Origin of the sequence: Streptomyces collinus (assembly GCF_031348265.1) — a bacterium.
GTDB classification, from domain to species: domain Bacteria; phylum Actinomycetota; class Actinomycetes; order Streptomycetales; family Streptomycetaceae; genus Streptomyces; species Streptomyces collinus.
This window is the reverse complement of sequence record NZ_CP133771.1, coordinates 2,019,637-2,036,448: the sequence shown is the minus strand read 5'-3', so window position 1 is coordinate 2,036,448 and position 16,812 is coordinate 2,019,637. Positions and strand designations below refer to the sequence as shown.

15 protein-coding genes are annotated in these 16,812 nt (G+C 71.4%); 5 read left to right on the top strand and 10 right to left on the bottom strand.

Going from position 1 to position 16,812, the window contains the following annotated elements; all coding sequences use genetic code 11:
* Nucleotides 1-2 precede the first annotated feature (2 nt).
* A complete protein-coding gene (locus RFN52_RS09140; protein WP_184844834.1) occupies nucleotides 3-2,219 on the bottom strand; it encodes a glycoside hydrolase family 43 protein in 2,217 nt (738 codons plus the stop codon).
* 247 nt (nucleotides 2,220-2,466) lie between these two features.
* On the opposite strand from RFN52_RS09140, the gene RFN52_RS09135 reads away from it, so the two are divergent.
* Nucleotides 2,467-3,621, top strand: coding sequence for a right-handed parallel beta-helix repeat-containing protein (locus RFN52_RS09135; protein ID WP_184844831.1), 1,155 nt, complete (start codon nucleotides 2,467-2,469; stop codon nucleotides 3,619-3,621).
* 214 nt (nucleotides 3,622-3,835) lie between these two features.
* On the opposite strand, the gene RFN52_RS09130 is transcribed toward RFN52_RS09135, so the two are convergent.
* The 3 genes from RFN52_RS09130 to RFN52_RS09120 all read right to left on the bottom strand — a co-directional run bounded on the left by RFN52_RS09130 (nucleotide 3,836) and on the right by RFN52_RS09120 (nucleotide 6,202).
* A complete protein-coding gene (locus RFN52_RS09130; RefSeq protein ID WP_184844829.1) occupies nucleotides 3,836-4,669 on the bottom strand; it encodes a pectate lyase in 834 nt (277 codons plus the stop codon).
* An 82-nt stretch (nucleotides 4,670-4,751) separates the two neighbouring features.
* Complete coding sequence (locus RFN52_RS09125; RefSeq protein WP_184844826.1) at nucleotides 4,752-5,606, bottom strand: hypothetical protein; 855 nt, start codon at nucleotides 5,604-5,606, stop codon at nucleotides 4,752-4,754.
* Nucleotides 5,603-6,202: a SigE family RNA polymerase sigma factor gene (locus RFN52_RS09120; protein WP_184844823.1), complete on the bottom strand. Its 600-nt coding sequence runs from the start codon at nucleotides 6,200-6,202 to the stop codon at nucleotides 5,603-5,605. The genes RFN52_RS09125 and RFN52_RS09120 overlap by 4 nt, the downstream gene beginning before the upstream one ends.
* 272 nt (nucleotides 6,203-6,474) lie before the next feature.
* On the opposite strand from RFN52_RS09120, the gene RFN52_RS09115 reads away from it, so the two are divergent.
* Nucleotides 6,475-7,932, top strand: a complete 1,458-nt coding sequence (locus RFN52_RS09115) for an NCS2 family permease (RefSeq protein WP_184844820.1) — start codon at nucleotides 6,475-6,477, stop codon at nucleotides 7,930-7,932.
* 93 nt (nucleotides 7,933-8,025) lie between these two features.
* On the opposite strand, the gene RFN52_RS09110 is transcribed toward RFN52_RS09115, so the two are convergent.
* The 6 genes from RFN52_RS09110 to RFN52_RS09085 form a co-directional block, all read right to left on the bottom strand.
* Nucleotides 8,026-9,483 carry a peptidoglycan D,D-transpeptidase FtsI family protein gene (locus tag RFN52_RS09110; protein ID WP_184844817.1) on the bottom strand — a complete coding sequence of 486 codons (1,458 nt, stop codon included), beginning with the start codon at nucleotides 9,481-9,483 and terminating at the stop codon, nucleotides 8,026-8,028.
* A 76-nt stretch (nucleotides 9,484-9,559) separates the two neighbouring features.
* Entirely contained in the window at nucleotides 9,560-10,222 is a 663-nt protein-coding gene (locus RFN52_RS09105; protein WP_184844814.1) for a response regulator, read from the bottom strand.
* 12 nt (nucleotides 10,223-10,234) lie between these two features.
* Complete coding sequence (locus tag RFN52_RS09100; RefSeq protein ID WP_184844811.1) at nucleotides 10,235-11,500, bottom strand: sensor histidine kinase; 1,266 nt, start codon at nucleotides 11,498-11,500, stop codon at nucleotides 10,235-10,237.
* Nucleotides 11,497-12,498 carry a hypothetical protein gene (locus RFN52_RS09095; RefSeq protein ID WP_184844808.1) on the bottom strand — a complete coding sequence of 334 codons (1,002 nt, stop codon included), beginning with the start codon at nucleotides 12,496-12,498 and terminating at the stop codon, nucleotides 11,497-11,499. The genes RFN52_RS09100 and RFN52_RS09095 overlap by 4 nt, the downstream gene beginning before the upstream one ends.
* 89 nt (nucleotides 12,499-12,587) lie before the next feature.
* Nucleotides 12,588-13,061 carry a GNAT family N-acetyltransferase gene (locus RFN52_RS09090; RefSeq protein ID WP_184844805.1) on the bottom strand — a complete coding sequence of 158 codons (474 nt, stop codon included), beginning with the start codon at nucleotides 13,059-13,061 and terminating at the stop codon, nucleotides 12,588-12,590.
* A gap of 3 nt (nucleotides 13,062-13,064) precedes the next feature.
* Nucleotides 13,065-13,838, bottom strand: coding sequence for an IclR family transcriptional regulator (locus tag RFN52_RS09085; protein ID WP_031109054.1), 774 nt, complete (start codon nucleotides 13,836-13,838; stop codon nucleotides 13,065-13,067).
* Nucleotides 13,839-13,970: 132 nt separating this feature from the next.
* On the opposite strand from RFN52_RS09085, the gene RFN52_RS09080 reads away from it, so the two are divergent.
* The 3 genes from RFN52_RS09080 (at nucleotide 13,971) to RFN52_RS09070 (ending at nucleotide 16,748) form a co-directional block, all read left to right on the top strand.
* Nucleotides 13,971-15,500, top strand: a complete 1,530-nt coding sequence (locus RFN52_RS09080) for an aldehyde dehydrogenase (NADP(+)) (RefSeq protein ID WP_184844802.1) — start codon at nucleotides 13,971-13,973, stop codon at nucleotides 15,498-15,500.
* Nucleotides 15,501-15,599: 99 nt separating this feature from the next.
* The gene (locus tag RFN52_RS09075) at nucleotides 15,600-16,208 is read left to right on the top strand and encodes a DUF1349 domain-containing protein (protein ID WP_184844799.1); all 609 of its coding nucleotides are present in this window, start codon (nucleotides 15,600-15,602) and stop codon (nucleotides 16,206-16,208) included.
* 45 nt (nucleotides 16,209-16,253) lie between these two features.
* Nucleotides 16,254-16,748, top strand: a complete 495-nt coding sequence (locus tag RFN52_RS09070; protein ID WP_184844796.1) for a GNAT family N-acetyltransferase — start codon at nucleotides 16,254-16,256, stop codon at nucleotides 16,746-16,748.
* The last annotated feature ends 64 nt before the right edge of the window (nucleotides 16,749-16,812 follow it).

Here is a 16,812-nt window from a genome sequence, read left to right as displayed (position 1 = left end):
GCTCACCGCCGTACCGGCTGGATGCCCTCCAGCGTCGGTACCACCGGCTTGATGCTGCCGTCGGCCGCGAACTCCATGCGGTCGACGGTGGTCTCGCGGTGCATGCCGTCACCACCCGGCCGGCCGGGCCCGTTGAGGGCGAAGCGGTGGTACACGGCGTACCAGTCGTCGGTGCCGGGGGTGTTCACCACCGAGTGGTGACCGGTGCCGAGGATGCCGTACTCGGGCCGCTTCTCAAGGATCGTCCCGCGCTTGGTCCACGGGCCGAGCGGGGAGGGTCCCGTCGCGTACGCCACGTGGTAGTTCTCGCTGCGGGTGTCGTCCTCCGACCACATGAAGTAGTACGTGCCCTTCCGCTTGATCACGAAGGAGCCCTCGCGGAAGTTGTCCGGGGTGATGTCCTTCACCTTCGCGGCGTCGAAGGACACCATGTCGTCGTTCAGCGGCACGACGTACCCGCGGCCGTTGCCCCAGTACAGGTAGGCCTGGCCGTCGTCGTCCGTGAAGACGGCCGGGTCGATCATCTGGCCCTTCAGCGAACCGCCCTTGGCGACCAGGGGCTTGCCGAGCGCGTCCTTGAAGGGGCCGGCGGGGGAGTCCGCCACCGCCACGCCGATCTGCTGTTCGGCGCAGAAGTAGAAGTAGTACGTGCCGTTCCGCTCGGCGATCGCGGGTGCCCAGGCGTTCTTGTCGGCCCAGGTCACGTCCGGCCCGAGGTCGAGGATGACGCCGTGGTCCTTCCAGTTGACCAGGTCCTTCGACGAGTACGCCTTGAACTTGGTGCCGCTCCAGCCCGGGAAGCCGTCCGTCGTCGGGTAGATCCAGTATCTGCCGTTCAGGTACTGCACGTCCGGGTCTGCGTTGAGGCCCGGCAGGATCGGGCTGCGGGTGCGGACCGCCTCGACCGTCCAGGTGCGCCTGGTGCCGTCGGCGGCCGTGACCGTGTACTTCTGCGGCGTGCGGAAGTCGCGGCGGGTGCCGGACTTCGGGCTGAGCTTCGCGCCCTCGCCGGCCCACAGCTTCGGGGCGAGGCCGCGCAGGTCGGCGTCGGGCCGCATCGGCAGGACGACCTTCGAGGCGCTGTCCGTGACGATCGCGTACCCCTTCTGGTGCTTCGCCGTCGCGTCCACGACCGAGGCCGGGGTCGCCGGGTAGGCGGCCAGCAGGCGGTCGTACTCCTGCTGCGTCACCGGCAGCACCGTGCCGTGCCGCGGGCTCGCCGGGAGCTGGTAGTCCGTGGACGGGGTCCACTTGCCGGAGGCGAGGTCGGTGGTCTCGAAGGGGAGGTAGCCGCGGCCGCCGTACTCGTCGATGAACAGGTACCACTTCTTCTCGGTGTTCGACTTGAACACCGTCGGGCCCTCACCGCGGTCCATCGCGCCCTTGCCGATGCAGTCGGCCACGAAGTCGTACTTCGTCGAGGTCAGGGAGGTGGACTTCTCCCCGGTGATGAACTTGGAGCAGGGGCTGGAGGAGCCGGGGTCCCGCTCGTCCTTGGTGTAGCGGTAGTACTCGTCCTTGTACTTCACGACCGTGGAGTCGATCACCGAGTAGCCCGGGTCGTTCCAGACCTTCGGCTCGCTGAAGGTGCGGAAGTCCTTCGTCGTCGCGTACAGCATCTTGTTGTACGTGTTGCCCTTGTGGTCCGGGTCGTCGTCGGCGTACAGCTTCGACGCCCAGAAGACGACGTACGCGTCGAGCTCGTCGTCCCAGTAGGCCTCCGGGGCCCAGGTGTTGCCCGCGCTGTCGGGGGAGACCTTCACCAGGCGCTGGTCGGACCAGTGGACCAGGTCGGTGGACTCCCAGACCATGATCGACTTGCTGCCGTGCCGCTGGACCTGGTCCCAGCTGCCGCTGGAGTTCTGGTACATCCGCAGGTCGGTGGCGATCAGGTAGAACTTGTCGCCCTCGGGGGAGCGGATGACGAACGGGTCGCGCAGGCCCTTCTCGCCGATCGTGGACGTCAGTACCGGCTTGCCGGCGTTCAGCTCACGCCAGTGCAGCGGGTCGTTGCCGCGGCTGAGGGCGTAGCGGATCTGCTCGCCGTCGGCGGTGCCCTCGCCGGTGAAGTAGGCGAAGAGATAGCCGGCGTACTTGCTGTGCTTCACGGGTGGGGCTCCGGGGTCTGCGGTGCTGGGCGGTGCGGTGAGGAGGGTCATGAGGAGGCCGGTCAGGGCCAGGAAGGGAAGCAGGAGCGTGCGGGCGATGCGGGGGCGCATGACACTTCCTGTCGGAGTGTGGGGGATTCTGTTGGATACCGGCCCTCGGAGTTTCACCGGAGGGGCGCAGGGCGTCAACGGGTCGGCGTGAGGCCCGTGGTTCCGAAACTTTCGGAACGGCGGCGCCTCCGGTGCACGTGACGGCGGCAACCCCTTCCGGCGCGGCGGCGACTGGTGGACGGGAAACGGGCCGGAGCGGGCCCCTCCGAACCGTTTCCGTCCCCGACCCCCAGGAAAGGAACGGCTCGTGCCGCCGAGCACCGGACGCCATCGCAGCACCCGTACGCTCTCCATCGCCGCGGCCGTGGCCTGTGCCGCGGGGGCCGGCGGCGTCGGCCTCGGGCTGACGACCGGCGGCGCCCGGGCCGCCTCGACGACGGTCACCGTCTCCACCGCGGCCCAGCTCGAAGAGGCCGTGCGGAACGCCACCGCCGGCACCGTGATCCAGGTCCGCGGCGGCACCTACCACCCGTCCGCCACCCTGGAGTCCAGCGCGAACGGCACCGCTTCCGCGCCCATCACCCTGCGGGCCTACGGCGGGGAGAAGGTGCGGATCGACGGGTCCCGGCTGCCCGCCGGCTCCTGGCTGGCCGGCATCAGCGGTGACCACTGGACCGTCCAGGACCTCGCGTTCGTCGACTCCCCGGCCCAGGGCTTCGTCGCCACGTCCTCGGTCGGCGGGGTCTTCAGGAACCTGGTCACCGCGGACAACGGCGACTCCGGCTTCACCCTGCGCGGTGACGGCACCACCGGCAACCTCGTGCAGAACCTGGACAGCCACGGCAACTACGACCCGGCCGGCCACGGCCGGAACGCCGACGGCATCGCGGTCAAGTTCGGCTCGGGGACCGGGAACCGGATCACCGGAGCCCGGGTCCACGGCAACTCCGACGACGGCCTCGACCTGTGGCAGTTCTCCTCGCCGGTGACCATCGAGGACTCCTGGGCCTTCGGCAACGGCGAGAACCGCTGGAAGGACACAGCCTTCGAGGGCGAGGGCAACGGCTTCGAGCTGGGCGGCGGGGGCGCGTCCGTCGCCCACGCCGTCACCGGCAACGCCGCCTGGGACAACGCACGGCACGGCTTCACCGAGAACTCCAACACCGGCGCCGTCGCCCTGCGCCGCAACACCGCCTACGCCAACGCCGGGAGCGGCTTCTCCTTCGCCACCGGCTCGGCCCGCCTCGGCGGGAACCTCGCCGTCGGCGACAAGGGCGGAGCGGCGAAGCTCGGCCCCTCGGCGGTCTCCGCCGGCAACACCTGGGACAGCGGCACCGCCACCCCGTCCTTCCGGTCGACGGACCCGGCCGGCGCGTACGGAGCCCGCCGGGCGGACGGATCCCTGCCCAGGACGACGTTCCTGACGACCGGCTCCACGGCCATCGGCTCGGCGATGGACTGAGCCGTTCTGCTCATGGCGACGCCCCCGTCGGTGCGAAGCGACGGGGGCGTCCTGCCGACCGGCCGAGGGGGGCTCGACCGGTACCGTCCGGCCGTCCGGAGGGGGGCTCCGGAGGGCCGAGGTGCCGGGACGTCCGACTGGGGGGCCGGACACCCGGCATTCCGGTCGGCCCAAGGGGGGACGAGGGCCAACCGGAGTCACAGGGGGGCAGTGCCTACTGGTAACTGATGTCGGAGGCCTTGAACTTGCAGCTCTTGCCGTCCGGGCCGGGCGGCGTCAGCTCCTTGGGCTCCTTGCCCGTGTTGTTGCCCTCGAAGCGCACACACGTCTTGATCTTCTTCTTGCTGTCGCCGTGGATACGGATCTTCGACAGCGTCGCCGTGTCGCCGTAGTTGGCGTTCACTCCGACGATCGAGTTCATCGGAGCGGTCACGTCGATGTCGCTGAGCACGATCGTGCGCTTGTACTGCGTCTTGCAGTTGCCGCAGGAGCGGACCAGCTTGCCGGCGTTCTGGACCTGGAAGCCCGACACGTTCAGGGTGCCCGCGCCGTTGAACTGCAGCACCTTGTCGTCGGCGTTCTTCGCGCCGCCGCCGATCACCTTGTACACCGCGGACGAGGACTTGCCCTTGAAGCTGGCAGCGTCCTCGCCGACGTCCAGCCACCACACGTTCTGCAGGGTGCACGTGCCCTTGCAGTGCACGCCGTCCGCCGCGGGGGTGCCGATGATGACGTTCTTCAGGGTCGCGCCGTCGGCCAGCTCGAAGATCGGGTCCTGGCCCTCGTCCTGGTTGTCGTTGCCGAGCGCGCCGGTGCCGTAGAACATCTTCATCCCGCCGTCGCGCACACCGGAGACCGCGATGGTCTTCGGCACGGGCGTCTTGCCCTTGTCCGTGGGCCAGGAGGACGCGGCGCCCGCCGTCGACAGCATCGACGTGGTGACGATCGCCGCTCCCGTGATGCCGAACGCGGACACCGCGGCGATCACCGCCCGCCGCTTGGTGACGCTGCGGCGGTGGCGGACGCGCTGTTCTGCTGGTGCAGTCATGTACCGATTCCTCAGATGGGTGACTCTTGCGCCTTGTGGTCGTCACCGGTGAAGGAAGGGTTGCCGCGTCTTCAGGAATTTTTCACGGGCCGCCGTCGCCGTCGTCCACGGCGGCGAAGGAACCGCCCACCGACAGCTGCCGCGGACCGGCGGCGGCCGTCACCGAGTAGCGGTCCCCGCCCGCGTCGCGGCCGCCGCGGGCGTGGTCGAACTGCCCCGCGAACACCCACTCGCCCGCCGGGACCGTACGGCCCTCCTTGAGGGTCCAGGTGTAGACGAGGAAGCCGTCCTCCTCGGCCACCGCGAGGGTGAAGTCGGTCTCGGGCAGGGAGCGCCAGGCTCCCGCGTCGGAGACCCCGCCGGTCTGGGCCACCTTCAACCGCACGGTCAGCGCGGTCAGTTGCTCGCGGGTCTTGAGGGTGACGTTGCTCTGCGCCCAGAAGTCGTTGCTGTGCGGGTCGACCGAACCGTCCGACCACAGCGGGCCGTCCTCCGTGCCGGCGGCGGACGGCCGTTCGGCGGCCGGGGCGCTCGGCGTGTTCGACGGCGGGGGGCTCGACTCGCGGCGCTCGGGCGACCGGCTCGGCGCCGGCTCCACCGGAGGCGGAGGCGCGGGCGCGCGGCTCGTCGCCTCCGGGGACGGCGTGGGCGTCGCCGTTGTGGCCACTTCCTGCTGCCGCGGGGCGGTTTCGTCCTTCACCGCCGAGGCCACCGCGTATCCGCCCACCGCCAGGACGCCGGCGACCGCGGCCGTCGCACCGGCCACCCGCATCCAGCCGAACACCGGCGGACGTGTCGCCCGGTGGCCGGAAACGGCCGGACCGGCCATGCCGCGCTCGACCCGGGCCAGCATGCGCTCCCGGTCGGGCTCGTGCGCCCCGGCCGCCTCGTGGAGCCGGGTGCGCAGTTCCTCGTGCACGTCCCGCCGCATGCTCATCGGCCCCTCCCTCCGCCCTCACCGGTGCGCACGCCCTCCACGGCGGGCGAGCAGCGCGGGGCACCCAGCGTCGCGTGCATCCGCTGCGGCACGCCCCGCGTCCCCAGCAACCGCTGGAGTTCGGCCATTCCCTTCGAGGTCTGGCTCTTCACCGTACCCACCGAGACGCCGAGGGCGAGCGCCGTGTCCTTCTCCGACAGGTCGAACGCGTGCCGCAGCACCACACAGGCCCGCTTGCGGAACGGCAGCCTGCGCAACGCCTCCTGCACGTCGACCACGCCCGCGATGTCCGGGTTCTCGGTGTTCTCCTCGCGCTGCGACCAGAACAGGGCGATGCGCCGCCGCTCGCGCACCGCGCTGCGGATGCGGGTCCGGGCCAGGTTGGCGACCACACCGCGCGCGTACGCGACCGGATGGTCGGCCGCGCGCACCCGGTCCCAGCGGTGCCACAGCGCCAGCAACGCGTCCGCCGCCAGGTCGTCGGCGGTGTCCGACTCGCCCGTCAGCAGGTAGGCGAGGCGGGACAGTTCGGCGTAGTGACGCTCGAAGAAGGCGTGGAACTCCACGGAGGCGGCGTCGTCGACGACTGTGCCCACGGGCGACCTCTCCTCGCAGCGGCTACGGGCGCTCCCGGCCAGGGCGCCCTGTGTGGCTGTCATGTAGATGACATGTGATCATCCGGGGGAGGCCCGGACGAGATCGGGAAGCGTAGCAGCGATCGTCGGATGGTTCGTACGGAGCTTCGAACGTCGTATGGCAGGCCGGACTTCGATTTCGTAACACGAAGAAAACCTGAACGTGGTTCAACGTGACGACAATCCAGCCAGCACCCGCACACCGATCACCCAGGCATCAAGGAGCACGCGCCATGTCCGAATCGCAGAAGGTGGCCGACCGGTCCGACGCCGCGCCACCAGCGGCGAACAGCGTCGACCGGTTCTTCAAGATCTCCGAGCGGGGGTCCACCTTCGGCCGTGAGATCCGCGGCGGCTTCGCCACGTTCTTCACGATGGCCTACATCCTTGTCCTGAATCCCATCATCCTGGGCAGCGCGAAGGACAAGTTCGGGCACCAGCTGGACGCCGTCCAACTCACCACCGCCACCGCCCTGGTGGCCGCCGTCATGACGATCATCATGGGCGTCGGCGGCAACCTGCCCCTGGCGCTCGCCGCCGGACTCGGCCTGAACGCCGTGGTCGCCTTCCAGATCGCCCCGCTGATGAGCTGGGACGACGCGATGGGCCTGGTCGTCCTCGAAGGCCTGCTGATCTGCGTGCTGGTGGTGACCGGGCTGCGCGAGGCCGTCATGCACGCGATACCCCAGCCGCTCAAGCAGGCGATCAGCGTCGGCATCGGCCTGTTCATCGCCTTCATCGGCTTCGTCGACGCCGGGTTCGTCAGCCGTATCCCGGACGCCGCCAACACCACCGTGCCCGTTCAGCTGGGCGGCACCGGCACCCTCGCCGGCTGGCCGATGCTCGTCTTCTGCCTCGGCGTGCTGCTGACGATCGGACTGCTCGCCCGCAAGGTCAAGGGCGCCATCCTGATCAGCATCGTCACCATGACCGCGCTGGCGGTCGTGATCAACTCCATCGCCGACATCAAGTCCTGGGGCCTGACCACACCCTCCTGGCCGGACAAGCTCGTCGACGCCCCCGACTTCGGGCTCATCGGCGACTTCGACCTGTTCGGCGCGTTCAGCGCCCCCGGCGTCGGCGTCATCACCGTCGTCCTGCTGATCTTCACGCTGATCCTGTCCGACTTCTTCGACACCATGGGCACGGTCGTCGGCATCAGCGCCGAGGCCGGGCTGCTCGACGAGGACGGCAAGGTCCCGAACCTCGGCCGGGTGCTGCTCATCGACGGTGCCGCCGCGGTCGCCGGCGGCGCGGCCTCCGCCTCCTCGGCGACCTCCTACATCGAGTCCGCCGCCGGTGTCGGCGAGGGCTCGCGCACCGGCTTCTCCAACCTCGTCACCGGCGGCCTGTTCGGCCTCGCGCTGTTCCTGACCCCGCTGCTCACCATCGTCCCGCTCCAGGCGGCCGCCCCCGCCCTGGTCGCCGTCGGCTTCCTGATGATGACCCAGGTCAAGCACATCGACTGGGACCGCTACGACATCGCCATCCCCGCGTTCCTCACCATCGCCGTGATGCCGTTCACCTACTCCATCACCAACGGCATCGGCGCCGGTTTCCTCGCCTACGTCGTCATCAAGACCGTCCTCGGCAAGGCCAAGGAGGTGCACTGGCTGCTGTGGGGAACCTCGGCGCTGTTCCTCGTGTACTTCGCGATCGACCCGATCGAGCAGCTCCTCGGAGCGAAGTGACGCCGGCCGGCCGGTGACACGAGGACGGGCCGCCCCCGGGGGGAAGGGGGCGGCCCGTCTCGTCCGTGAAGACGGCTTATCGGCGGCTGAGGTTCAGTCCTTGAGCGCCGCCTGCATCATCGCCTTGGCGACCGGCGCCGCCAGGCCGTTGCCGCTGACCTCCGAGCGGGCCGCGTCCGACTGCTCGACCATGACCGCCACGGCGACCTCCTTGCCCGACGAGTCGGACTTGCCGTACGAGGTGAACCAGGCGTACGGCACCTGGCTGTTGTTCTCGCCGTGCTGGGCCGTGCCCGTCTTGCCGCCCACGGTCGCGCCCGGCACCTGGGCGTTCGTGCCCGTGCCCTTGCTCACGACCGTCTCCATCGCCGATTGCAGCTGCTCGGCGGTCGAGGAGCTGACGATCTCCTTGGTGCCCGCCTCGTCGTCGTAGTCCCGCAGCACGTCACCGCCGCTGTCCGTGATCTGCGAGACCATGTGCGGCGACACCAGCTTGCCGCCGTTGGCTATCGCAGCCGACACCATCGCCATCTGCAGCGGTGTGGCGGTGACGTCGAACTGGCCGATGCCCGTCAGGGCCGTCTGCGACGGGTCCATGTCCGACGGGTACACGCTCGTGTAGGCCCGGACCGGCACGTCCAGCTCGTCGTCGTTGAAGCCGAACTTCTCGGCCATCGCCTTCACCTTGTCCTGGCCCAGCTTCACGGCCATCTTCGCGAAGACGTTGTTGCACGAGTACTCCAGCGCCGTGCGGATCGTGGCGTTCGTGCAGGGCGCGTTCGGGTTCTCGTTCGTCAGGTCCCGGCTGGTGCCCGGCAGCGTGTACGGGTCCGGGCTGTCCGTCCGCTCGTCCACCGACGAGTACAGCCCGTCCTCCAGCGCGGCCGCCGCCACGACCAGCTTGAACGTCGAACCGGGCGGCAGCGGCTGCCGCAGCGCACGGTTGACCAGCGGCTTCTCCGGGTCGGTCGTGAGCTTCTTCCAGGCCGCCCCCGCCGTGTTGGCGTCGGTCAGCGAAGAAGGGTTGTACGACGGCGTCGACACGACCGCGAGGACCTTCCCGGTCTTCGGGTCGATCGCGACGGCACCCCCCTTCTTGTCGCCCAGCGCCTCGTAGGCCGCCTTCTGCACGCCCGGGTCGATGGTCGTGACCACGTCGCCCGGCTCGGCCCGCTGGTTGGTGAGCGTGTCCATCACGGACTTCAGCCGGCTGTCCGTGCCGTTGAGCAGATCGGTGTAGATGCCCTCCAGCTGAGTCGGGGCGTACGCCTGCGACGCGTAACCCGTCACCGCCGCGTACAGCGGACCGTCCGTGTACGTCCGCTTGTACTTCAGGTCGCCCGTCTTCGTCGGCGCCGAGCCGGTGACCGACCGGCCGCCCACGATGATGTTCCCGAGCGGCGCCGAGTACGTCTCGATCGCGTTCCGCCGGTTGTCCTTGTCGTCTGCCAGCGCCTGGCCCTCGTAGAACTGCACCCAGGTCGCCCTGACGAGCAGGGCGAACACCAGGAGCAGCGCGAAGACCGAAGCGCGCCTGATCGTCTTGTTCATTCCGAACAGGGGGACGAGCCACGCCGGGCGGAACGTTCCCGTCCGTCCCGCTTTCTCATCCGGCGCGCCGGTTTTCTCATCCGCCGTTCAGAAAACCGGCCTCGTACGCCGCGATCACCGCCTGCGTGCGGTCCCGGGTGCCGGTCTTGGCCAGGACCGCCGCGACGTGCGACTTCACCGTGGCCGCGCCGACCTCCATCCGGCGCGCGATCTCCGCGTTGGTCAGCCCCTTCGCCATGTGCCGCAGCACCTCCCGCTCGCGCTCCGTGAGCTTCGCCACCCACGCGGGCGGCGCCGGGCGCGCGCGGGCGTGCTCGGCCGCGAGCGTGCGCACGGCCGCCGGGAACAGCAGGCTGTCGCTGCGCGCCACCAGCCGGACCGCCTGTACCAGCGCCTCGGCGTCCGCCCGCTTCAGCAGGAACCCGGCCGCTCCGGCCCGCAGCGCGTCGTACACGTAGGAGTCGTTCTCGAACGTCGTCACGACGACGATCCGTGGCGGCTCGGCCTGCGTGGCGAGGATCTGCTCGGTGGCGCGGATCCCGTCGGTCCCCGGCATCCGGACGTCCATGAGGACGACGTCGGGCCGCACCTCCCGTACCACCGACACCGCCTCGGCGCCCGTGGCAGCCTCGCCCACCACCTCCAGGTCCGGCTCGGCGGACAGGATGGCGCGCAGCGCGGTGCGCACCATGCGCTCGTCGTCGGCGAGGACGACACGGATCGGGGCCGGGCGGGTCATGCGGGTCCTCTCCTACGGGGCTTGTCCTACGGGTCCTGTCATGGGCAGCGTCGCGTGCAGCCGCCAGGTCCGCGTCCCGGTGGGTCCGGCCGTCGCGGTCCCGCCCAGCAGCCTGGCCCGGTCCGCCATGCCGCGCAGCCCGTGGCCGCCGCCGGCGCGGGAGGGCGCGGGCCCGCCCAGCGGATTCTCCACGGTGATCTCCAGCTCCCCGCCCCTCACCGCGATCCGCAGCTCCACCGCGGCCCGCTCACCGGCGTGCTTGAGGGCGTTGCTCAGCCCCTCCTGCACGATGCGGTAGGCCTCGCGGGACAACAGCGGGGGCAGCGCCTCCGGGTCGGCGTCCACAGTGGCGCTCACCCGTTGTCCGCCCGCCCGGGTGCGCCGCAGCAGGCCGTCGAGGTCGGCGGCGAGGGTGGGTGCCGGGGCCGTGCCGGGGGCGTCGCCCTCACGCAGCACACCCAGCACGGCGTCGAGTTCACCGACGGTGCGCCGGGTGGTGTCCTCGATCGCGGCGAGGGCCTCGCGGACGAACTCCGGGTCGCTGTCGAGGACCCGTCGGGCGGCGCTCGCCTGGAGGGTGACCGCGCTCAGGGCGTGACCGACGGAGTCGTGCAGCTCGCGCGCCAGCCGGTTGCGTACGGCGAGGTCCGCGGCGCGCGCCTTGGCGGCGGCGAGCCGCTCACGGGGCGTGGGACCGAGCAGCGGGGGCGCCCAGCGGGCCAGCAGCGCACCGCAGCCGGCCGCACAGCCGGCCAGGGCCACCAGCGAGAGCACGCCCGCGACGGGCGCGAGCGCCAACGCCCAGGAGTGGTCCAGGACTTCGGGCAGCCCGAGCCGGTCGTCGCGCAGCCCGGCGAAGAGCGGCAGCACGATCAGCACGGCGGCGAACGGCGGCAGCGCCAGCGACATCCCCGCGATGATCCCGCCGAACCCGAGATGCAGCGTGAACCAGGCAGCCGTACGGCCCTTCTCGCCCCGGCTCCGCGCCGGGGTGAGGGCGAGCCGGTCCGTGTCCACACCGCACAGCCAGCGCACGGCGGCCGACTCCAGCGGCCGGGTCAGCGGGAACAGCGAGGTGACGGCCGCGAGCGGCAGGCCCGCGCCGAACGAGGCGAGCTGGAGGGGCAACGACCCGAAGACGTCCGTGGCGCCGGTGGCCGGGCCGATGACCACCGAGCCGACCAGGACGTACGGCATGGCCAGCGCTCCGCCGAGGATCAGATGGATCCACCGCAGGCGCGCTTGCCGGCCGAACAGCAGCCGGGCGCCTGCGCTCACGCCGCCCGTCGCGCGGCCCCGGCCGAGCGCTCCGCGAAGTGGTGGGCGCCGATGGCGGCGACGAGGAGGCCCACGAGCATCTGGTCAGCGTAGGCGAGATGCATCAGCGGCGTGGGGCGGTCGGCGAGGTCCGCCACGCCGCCGAGCGAGGCCAGCGACAGCCAGCCGCCCCAGCAGGCCACGGCACCCGAGCCGACCCAGGCCAGAGCGAGCGGCACCGACACGGGCAGGGCCCGGCCGCGCCGGAAGGCCAGCAGCACGGCACCGGCGACCGCCGCGAGGAGGAACACGACGTAGAGGGCCTCCAGGACGTAGAACTCCCCGCCCCGCTCCGCCGCCCGGCCCTCACGCAGGCCGGCGGAGACGCCGCAGGCCCACACGGCATGGAGCGTGAGCGGCGGCAGCGCGAGCACGGCGGCGGTCACGGCGAGGACCCGGTGGGCCGGGCCGACGGAACCGGCGGGCAGCTCCCGCACCCGCCCGCGCCACAGGTGCCCCCAGCGGTCGCGGGCGTAGAGCGCGAAGAGGCCGCCGAGGGCGAGCCCCTGCGCGATGAACCCCGTGTACACGACGGCGAACACCCACTCGTCCAGGAACGCCTCCCGGCCGGCGGACGGGGCACCGCCGCCGAACGCCTTCACCACCAGCTGTGCCGGGAACCCGGCCATGATCGGCGCGAGCAGCCCGGTCGCGACCCACACGGGCAACACGAGCAGCCACGCGGGCACCCGCAGCCCCCACGGCCGGGTCAGCACCATCGCCAGCACGATCACCCCGCTGTCCAGCAGGACCGAGAGGCCGTTGACCACGGCCATGGCGAGGCGGTCGTCGAGCAGCGCGCTGCCCGCGGGTATCCCGATGTGACTCCCGGCGATCCAGGCCGCTTTGAGGGCGAGGTACGGCACACAGGAGACGATTGCGACGGCACGCAGGACCCGCCGGGCGCGGCCGGGACCGGCGGGGTGCGGAGCGGCGAAGGGAGCGATCGACTGCGTCATGCGGTCAGGCTCCCGCGGGAGGGGCCGCGGGCACGTCCTGCCCGGCGACGATCCGCCTCCGCCGGACGGGGGAGAGGCGGAAGGCCCGCTCAGCCCTCCAGGAGGAGCACCGTCTCGTCTATCTCGGCGCCGCGGGCCGGGGCGTAGCCCCGAGCCGCCGCCACCACGCGGAACCCGCACTTCTCCAGCACGCGCAGCGACCCCGCGTTGTCCGACGCCGCCCGCGCGTACAGCGGGCGCTCGGGCACCTCGGCGAGCAGCGCCCGCAGCGCCTGCGTGGCGATGCCCTTGCCCCAGTACGCGCGGTCGATCCAGTACGTCACCTCGCGCTCGCCCGGCACCCCATACACCGCCGCGCTGCCGATCACGTCCCCGTCGGCCAGGACGGTACGGGCGACGACGTCGGGCGAGACGCGGAGCCGGGACCAGTGACGGTCGAACGCGGCCCGGTCGGCCGGATCCTCCGGGGTGAAGGCCGCCATGCTCAGGGACTCGGGGTCGTTCATCTGCCGGAAGAAGACCGGCAGATCGCTGTCGTGGACCGGGCGCAGCTCGACGTTCATGCCTCAGAGCCTACGGGTGGCCAGTGTCAGCCGGTCCCGCGCGTCGAAGAGCGCGTCCTTGACCAGCTGTTCGTGCGCCGGGGTCAGCCGCGCCACCGGCACCGAGCAGCTGATCGCGTCCCGCGCCGGGGTGCGGTACGGGATCGCCACGCCGAAGCAGCGCAGCCCCAGCGTGTTCTCCTCGCGGTCCACCGCGAAGCCCTGCTCCCGCACCTGGCGCAGCTCCTCGATGAGCTTCTCCCGGTCGGTGATCGTGTGCTCGGTCAGCGCGGGCAGCGTCTCCGGGAGCATCTTGCGCACCTGCTCGTCCGAGTACGTGCTCAGCAGCGCCTTGCCGAGCGACGTGGAGTGCGCGGGCAGCCGGCGGCCGACCCGGGTGAAGGGGCGCAGGTAGTGCTGCGACTGGCGGGTGGCCAGGTAGACGACGTTCGTGCCGTCGAGGCGGGCGAGGTGGATCGTCTCGGTGGTGTCGTCCGAGAGCCGGTCCAGCGTCGGGCGGGCCGCCGCGACGACCTCGTCGCCGTCGATGTACGACGTGCCGACCAGCAGGGCCCGCACGCCGATGCCGTACCGCGTGCCCGTCGCGTCCGTCTCCACCCAGCCCAGCTCGACCAGGGTGCGCAGCAGCATGTAGAGGCTGGACTTGGGATACCCGACGGCCTCCTGGACCGCCGCGAGGGAGTGCATGCCGGGGCGTCCGGCGAAGTATTCGAGCAGTTCAACCGTTCGTACCGCGGACTTGACCTGCGCCCCGCCGCCCGTCTCGCCAGCCGACATCGCCCTTGACCCCTTCGTTGGACGGGAAATAGTCTCCACAGCATATTCATCATCAGAGACAGCGTTCAGTATATCGAACGTCCCTGGTGAATGACCCAGTACTGCGGCAATACATGTGTGGAGGGACCCGCGGTGGCAGCAGCACCAGTCTGGAGTGTCGACCCCCGAACCGGGAAGCAGCGTGAACAGGTTGCGGTGGAGGCCACAGCCCAGGAGGTGGACGCCGCCGTCCGTGCCGCGCATGAAGCGCGCGGCGCGCTCGCGGACCGCACGGTCCGCGCGGCCTTCCTGCGCACCGCCGCCGACGAGCTTCAGGCGGCCAAGGACGGTCTCGTCGAGACCGCCGACGCCGAGACCGCGCTCGGCCCGGTCCGGCTGACCGGCGAGCTCGCCCGCACCTGCTACCAGCTGCGGGCCTTCGCGGACATCGTCGACGAGGGCGCCTTCCTCGACGTCGTCATCAACCACCCCGACGACACCGCGACCCCGCCCATCCCCGACCTGCGCCGCTACAAGGTGGCGCTGGGCGTCGTCGCCGTCTACTCGGCGTCGAACTTCCCCTTCGCCTTCTCCGTCGCCGGCGGCGACACCGCGAGCGCCCTCGCCGCCGGCTGCCCGGTCGTCGTCAAGTCCCACCCGGACCACCCGGCACTGTCCGAGTACGTCGCCAAGGTGCTGCGCCGCGCCGCCGCCCGGCACGACATCCCCGAAGGCGTCGTGGGCCTGGTCCACGGCTTCGAGGCGGGCGTCGAGCTGATCAAGCACCCGCTGGTCGCGGCGGCCGGCTTCACCGGCTCCGTGCGCGGTGGCCGCGCCCTCTTCGACGCGGCGGCCGCCCGCCCCGTGCCGATCCCCTTCCACGGCGAGCTGGGCTCCCTGAACCCGGTCGTCGTCACCGAGGCCGCCGCCGCCGAGCGGGCCGAGGCGATCGGCGCCGGTCTCGCCGGTTCGATGACGCTGGGCGTCGGCCAGTTCTGCGTGAAGCCCGGTCTCGTCCTCGCGCCGGCCGGTGCCGCGGGCGACGCCCTGCTGAAGTCCCTGACCGACGCCGTCAGCGACACCGACGCCGGGGTCCTGCTCGACCACCGCATGCGCGACAACTTCGTGGCCGGGGTCGCCGAGCGGGCCGGGCTGCCCGACGTCGACTCCCCGGTCACCCCGGGCGCGGGCGGCGAGCACACCGTCAGCGCGGGCTTCCTCACGGTGCCGGCGAGCCGGCTGGCCGCGGAGGGCGAGCACGACCTGCTCCTGGAGGAGTGCTTCGGGCCGGTCACCGTGGTGGCCCGCTACGAGGACGAGGCCGAGGTGAAGTCGGTGCTGTCGCGGCTGCCGGGCAACCTGACGGCGACGGTGCAGCTGTCCGAGGAGGAGGCCGCCGGCCAGGGCCGGGGCGCCGAGATCCTCGCGGAACTGACGCCGTTGGCGGGGCGCGTGCTGGTGAACGGCTGGCCGACGGGTGTCGCCGTCGCGCCGGCCCAGCACCACGGCGGGCCGTACCCGGCCACGACGTCGACGTCCACATCGGTGGGCGGTACGGCGATCGAGCGGTGGATGCGGCCTGTTGCGTATCAGAACGCCCCCGAGGCGTTGCTGCCGGCGGAGCTGCGGGATGAGAACCCGTTGGGGCTGCCTCGTAGGTTCAACGGGCGTTTGGAGCGTTGACGCCGTAGGGGTGCGGTGGATCGCGGGCTGCCGGGTTCGCTGTGGTTGATCGCGCAGTTCCCCGCGCCCCTTGAGGTCGGACCTGGGAGACTCGGTCGAATGGATCTCGAGATTTCCGAACTCCCGTTCCCCCTGCGCACCTACGGGCCCGATGGTCACTGGTCCTACGAGGACGGCGTGCTCACCGGGTGGGCCGGGGCACGGCAGGACCGGTTCGTGCCGCCCACCGGTGAGGGGCTGGACCCCGCGTCCGACGCGCCCCGGCTGCTCGGGGCGCCGGAGGGCGACTTCCAGCTGATCGCCAAGGTCACCGTCGGGTTCGGCGCGGCCTTCGACGCCGGGGTGCTCTACGTCCACGTGGGGGAGCGGGCCTGGGCCAAGCTCTGCCTGGAGTACTCCCCGGACGTCCCCACCGTCTGCACGGTGGTGACCCGGGGTCACTCCGACGACGCCAACTCCTTCACCGTGGAGGGCAGTTCCGTCTGGCTGCGGGTGAGCCGCACCGGCCGCGCCTTCGCCTTCCACGCCTCCCGCGACGGCGAACGCTGGACCTTCATCCGGCTCTTCACGCTCGGCGAGGAGAAGGAGACGGACGCGGCCCTGGTCGGCTTCATGGCCCAGTCCCCGATGGGGGAGGGCTGCGTGGTGACGTACGACCACATCGAGTTCAGGCCGGCCTGGCCGGACGATCTGCGCGACGGCAGCTGAGGCCCGGCCGGGAACCGCTTCCCGGCCGGTCTCGTCATCCATTGCATGATCAACGACCGACTGACCTCCGACCGTGTGATCCGCACCGCCCTGCCCGCCGAGGTGGCGGACGTCGTCGCACTCCACGCACGGGCCCGGGCCACGTACTACCCCGACGGGCTGCCGCAGGACGGCACCGACTGGTCCGCCACCTGGCACAGCGCCCTCACCCGGCCGGACGGCCGGGTGCTGTGCGTCGTGGAAGGGGGCCGCATCGTCGGCCTGGCCTCCTTCCGCGTCCCCGAGGACACCCCTGCGGACACGGTGAAACTGTTCCAGTTCCACGTCGACCCCGACCACTGGCGCCATGGGGTCGGCAGCGCGCTGCACAGGGCCTGTGTGGAGGAGTGGCAGGCCGACGGCAGGCGTACGGCCGTGCTCGACGTGCACGTGGACAACGTGCGGGCGCAGGGGTTCTACCGGCGGCAGGGCTGGGTCCCGGAACCGGCCGGGCCGGGAGACCACCACCTGCGGATGCGGTTCGTCCTGCCCGGGGAATGAAGCGGCCTGCTTGAACGTTCATGCACCTGGCGGAGGGAGTCTCCGTACCCGTACGACCTGGAGA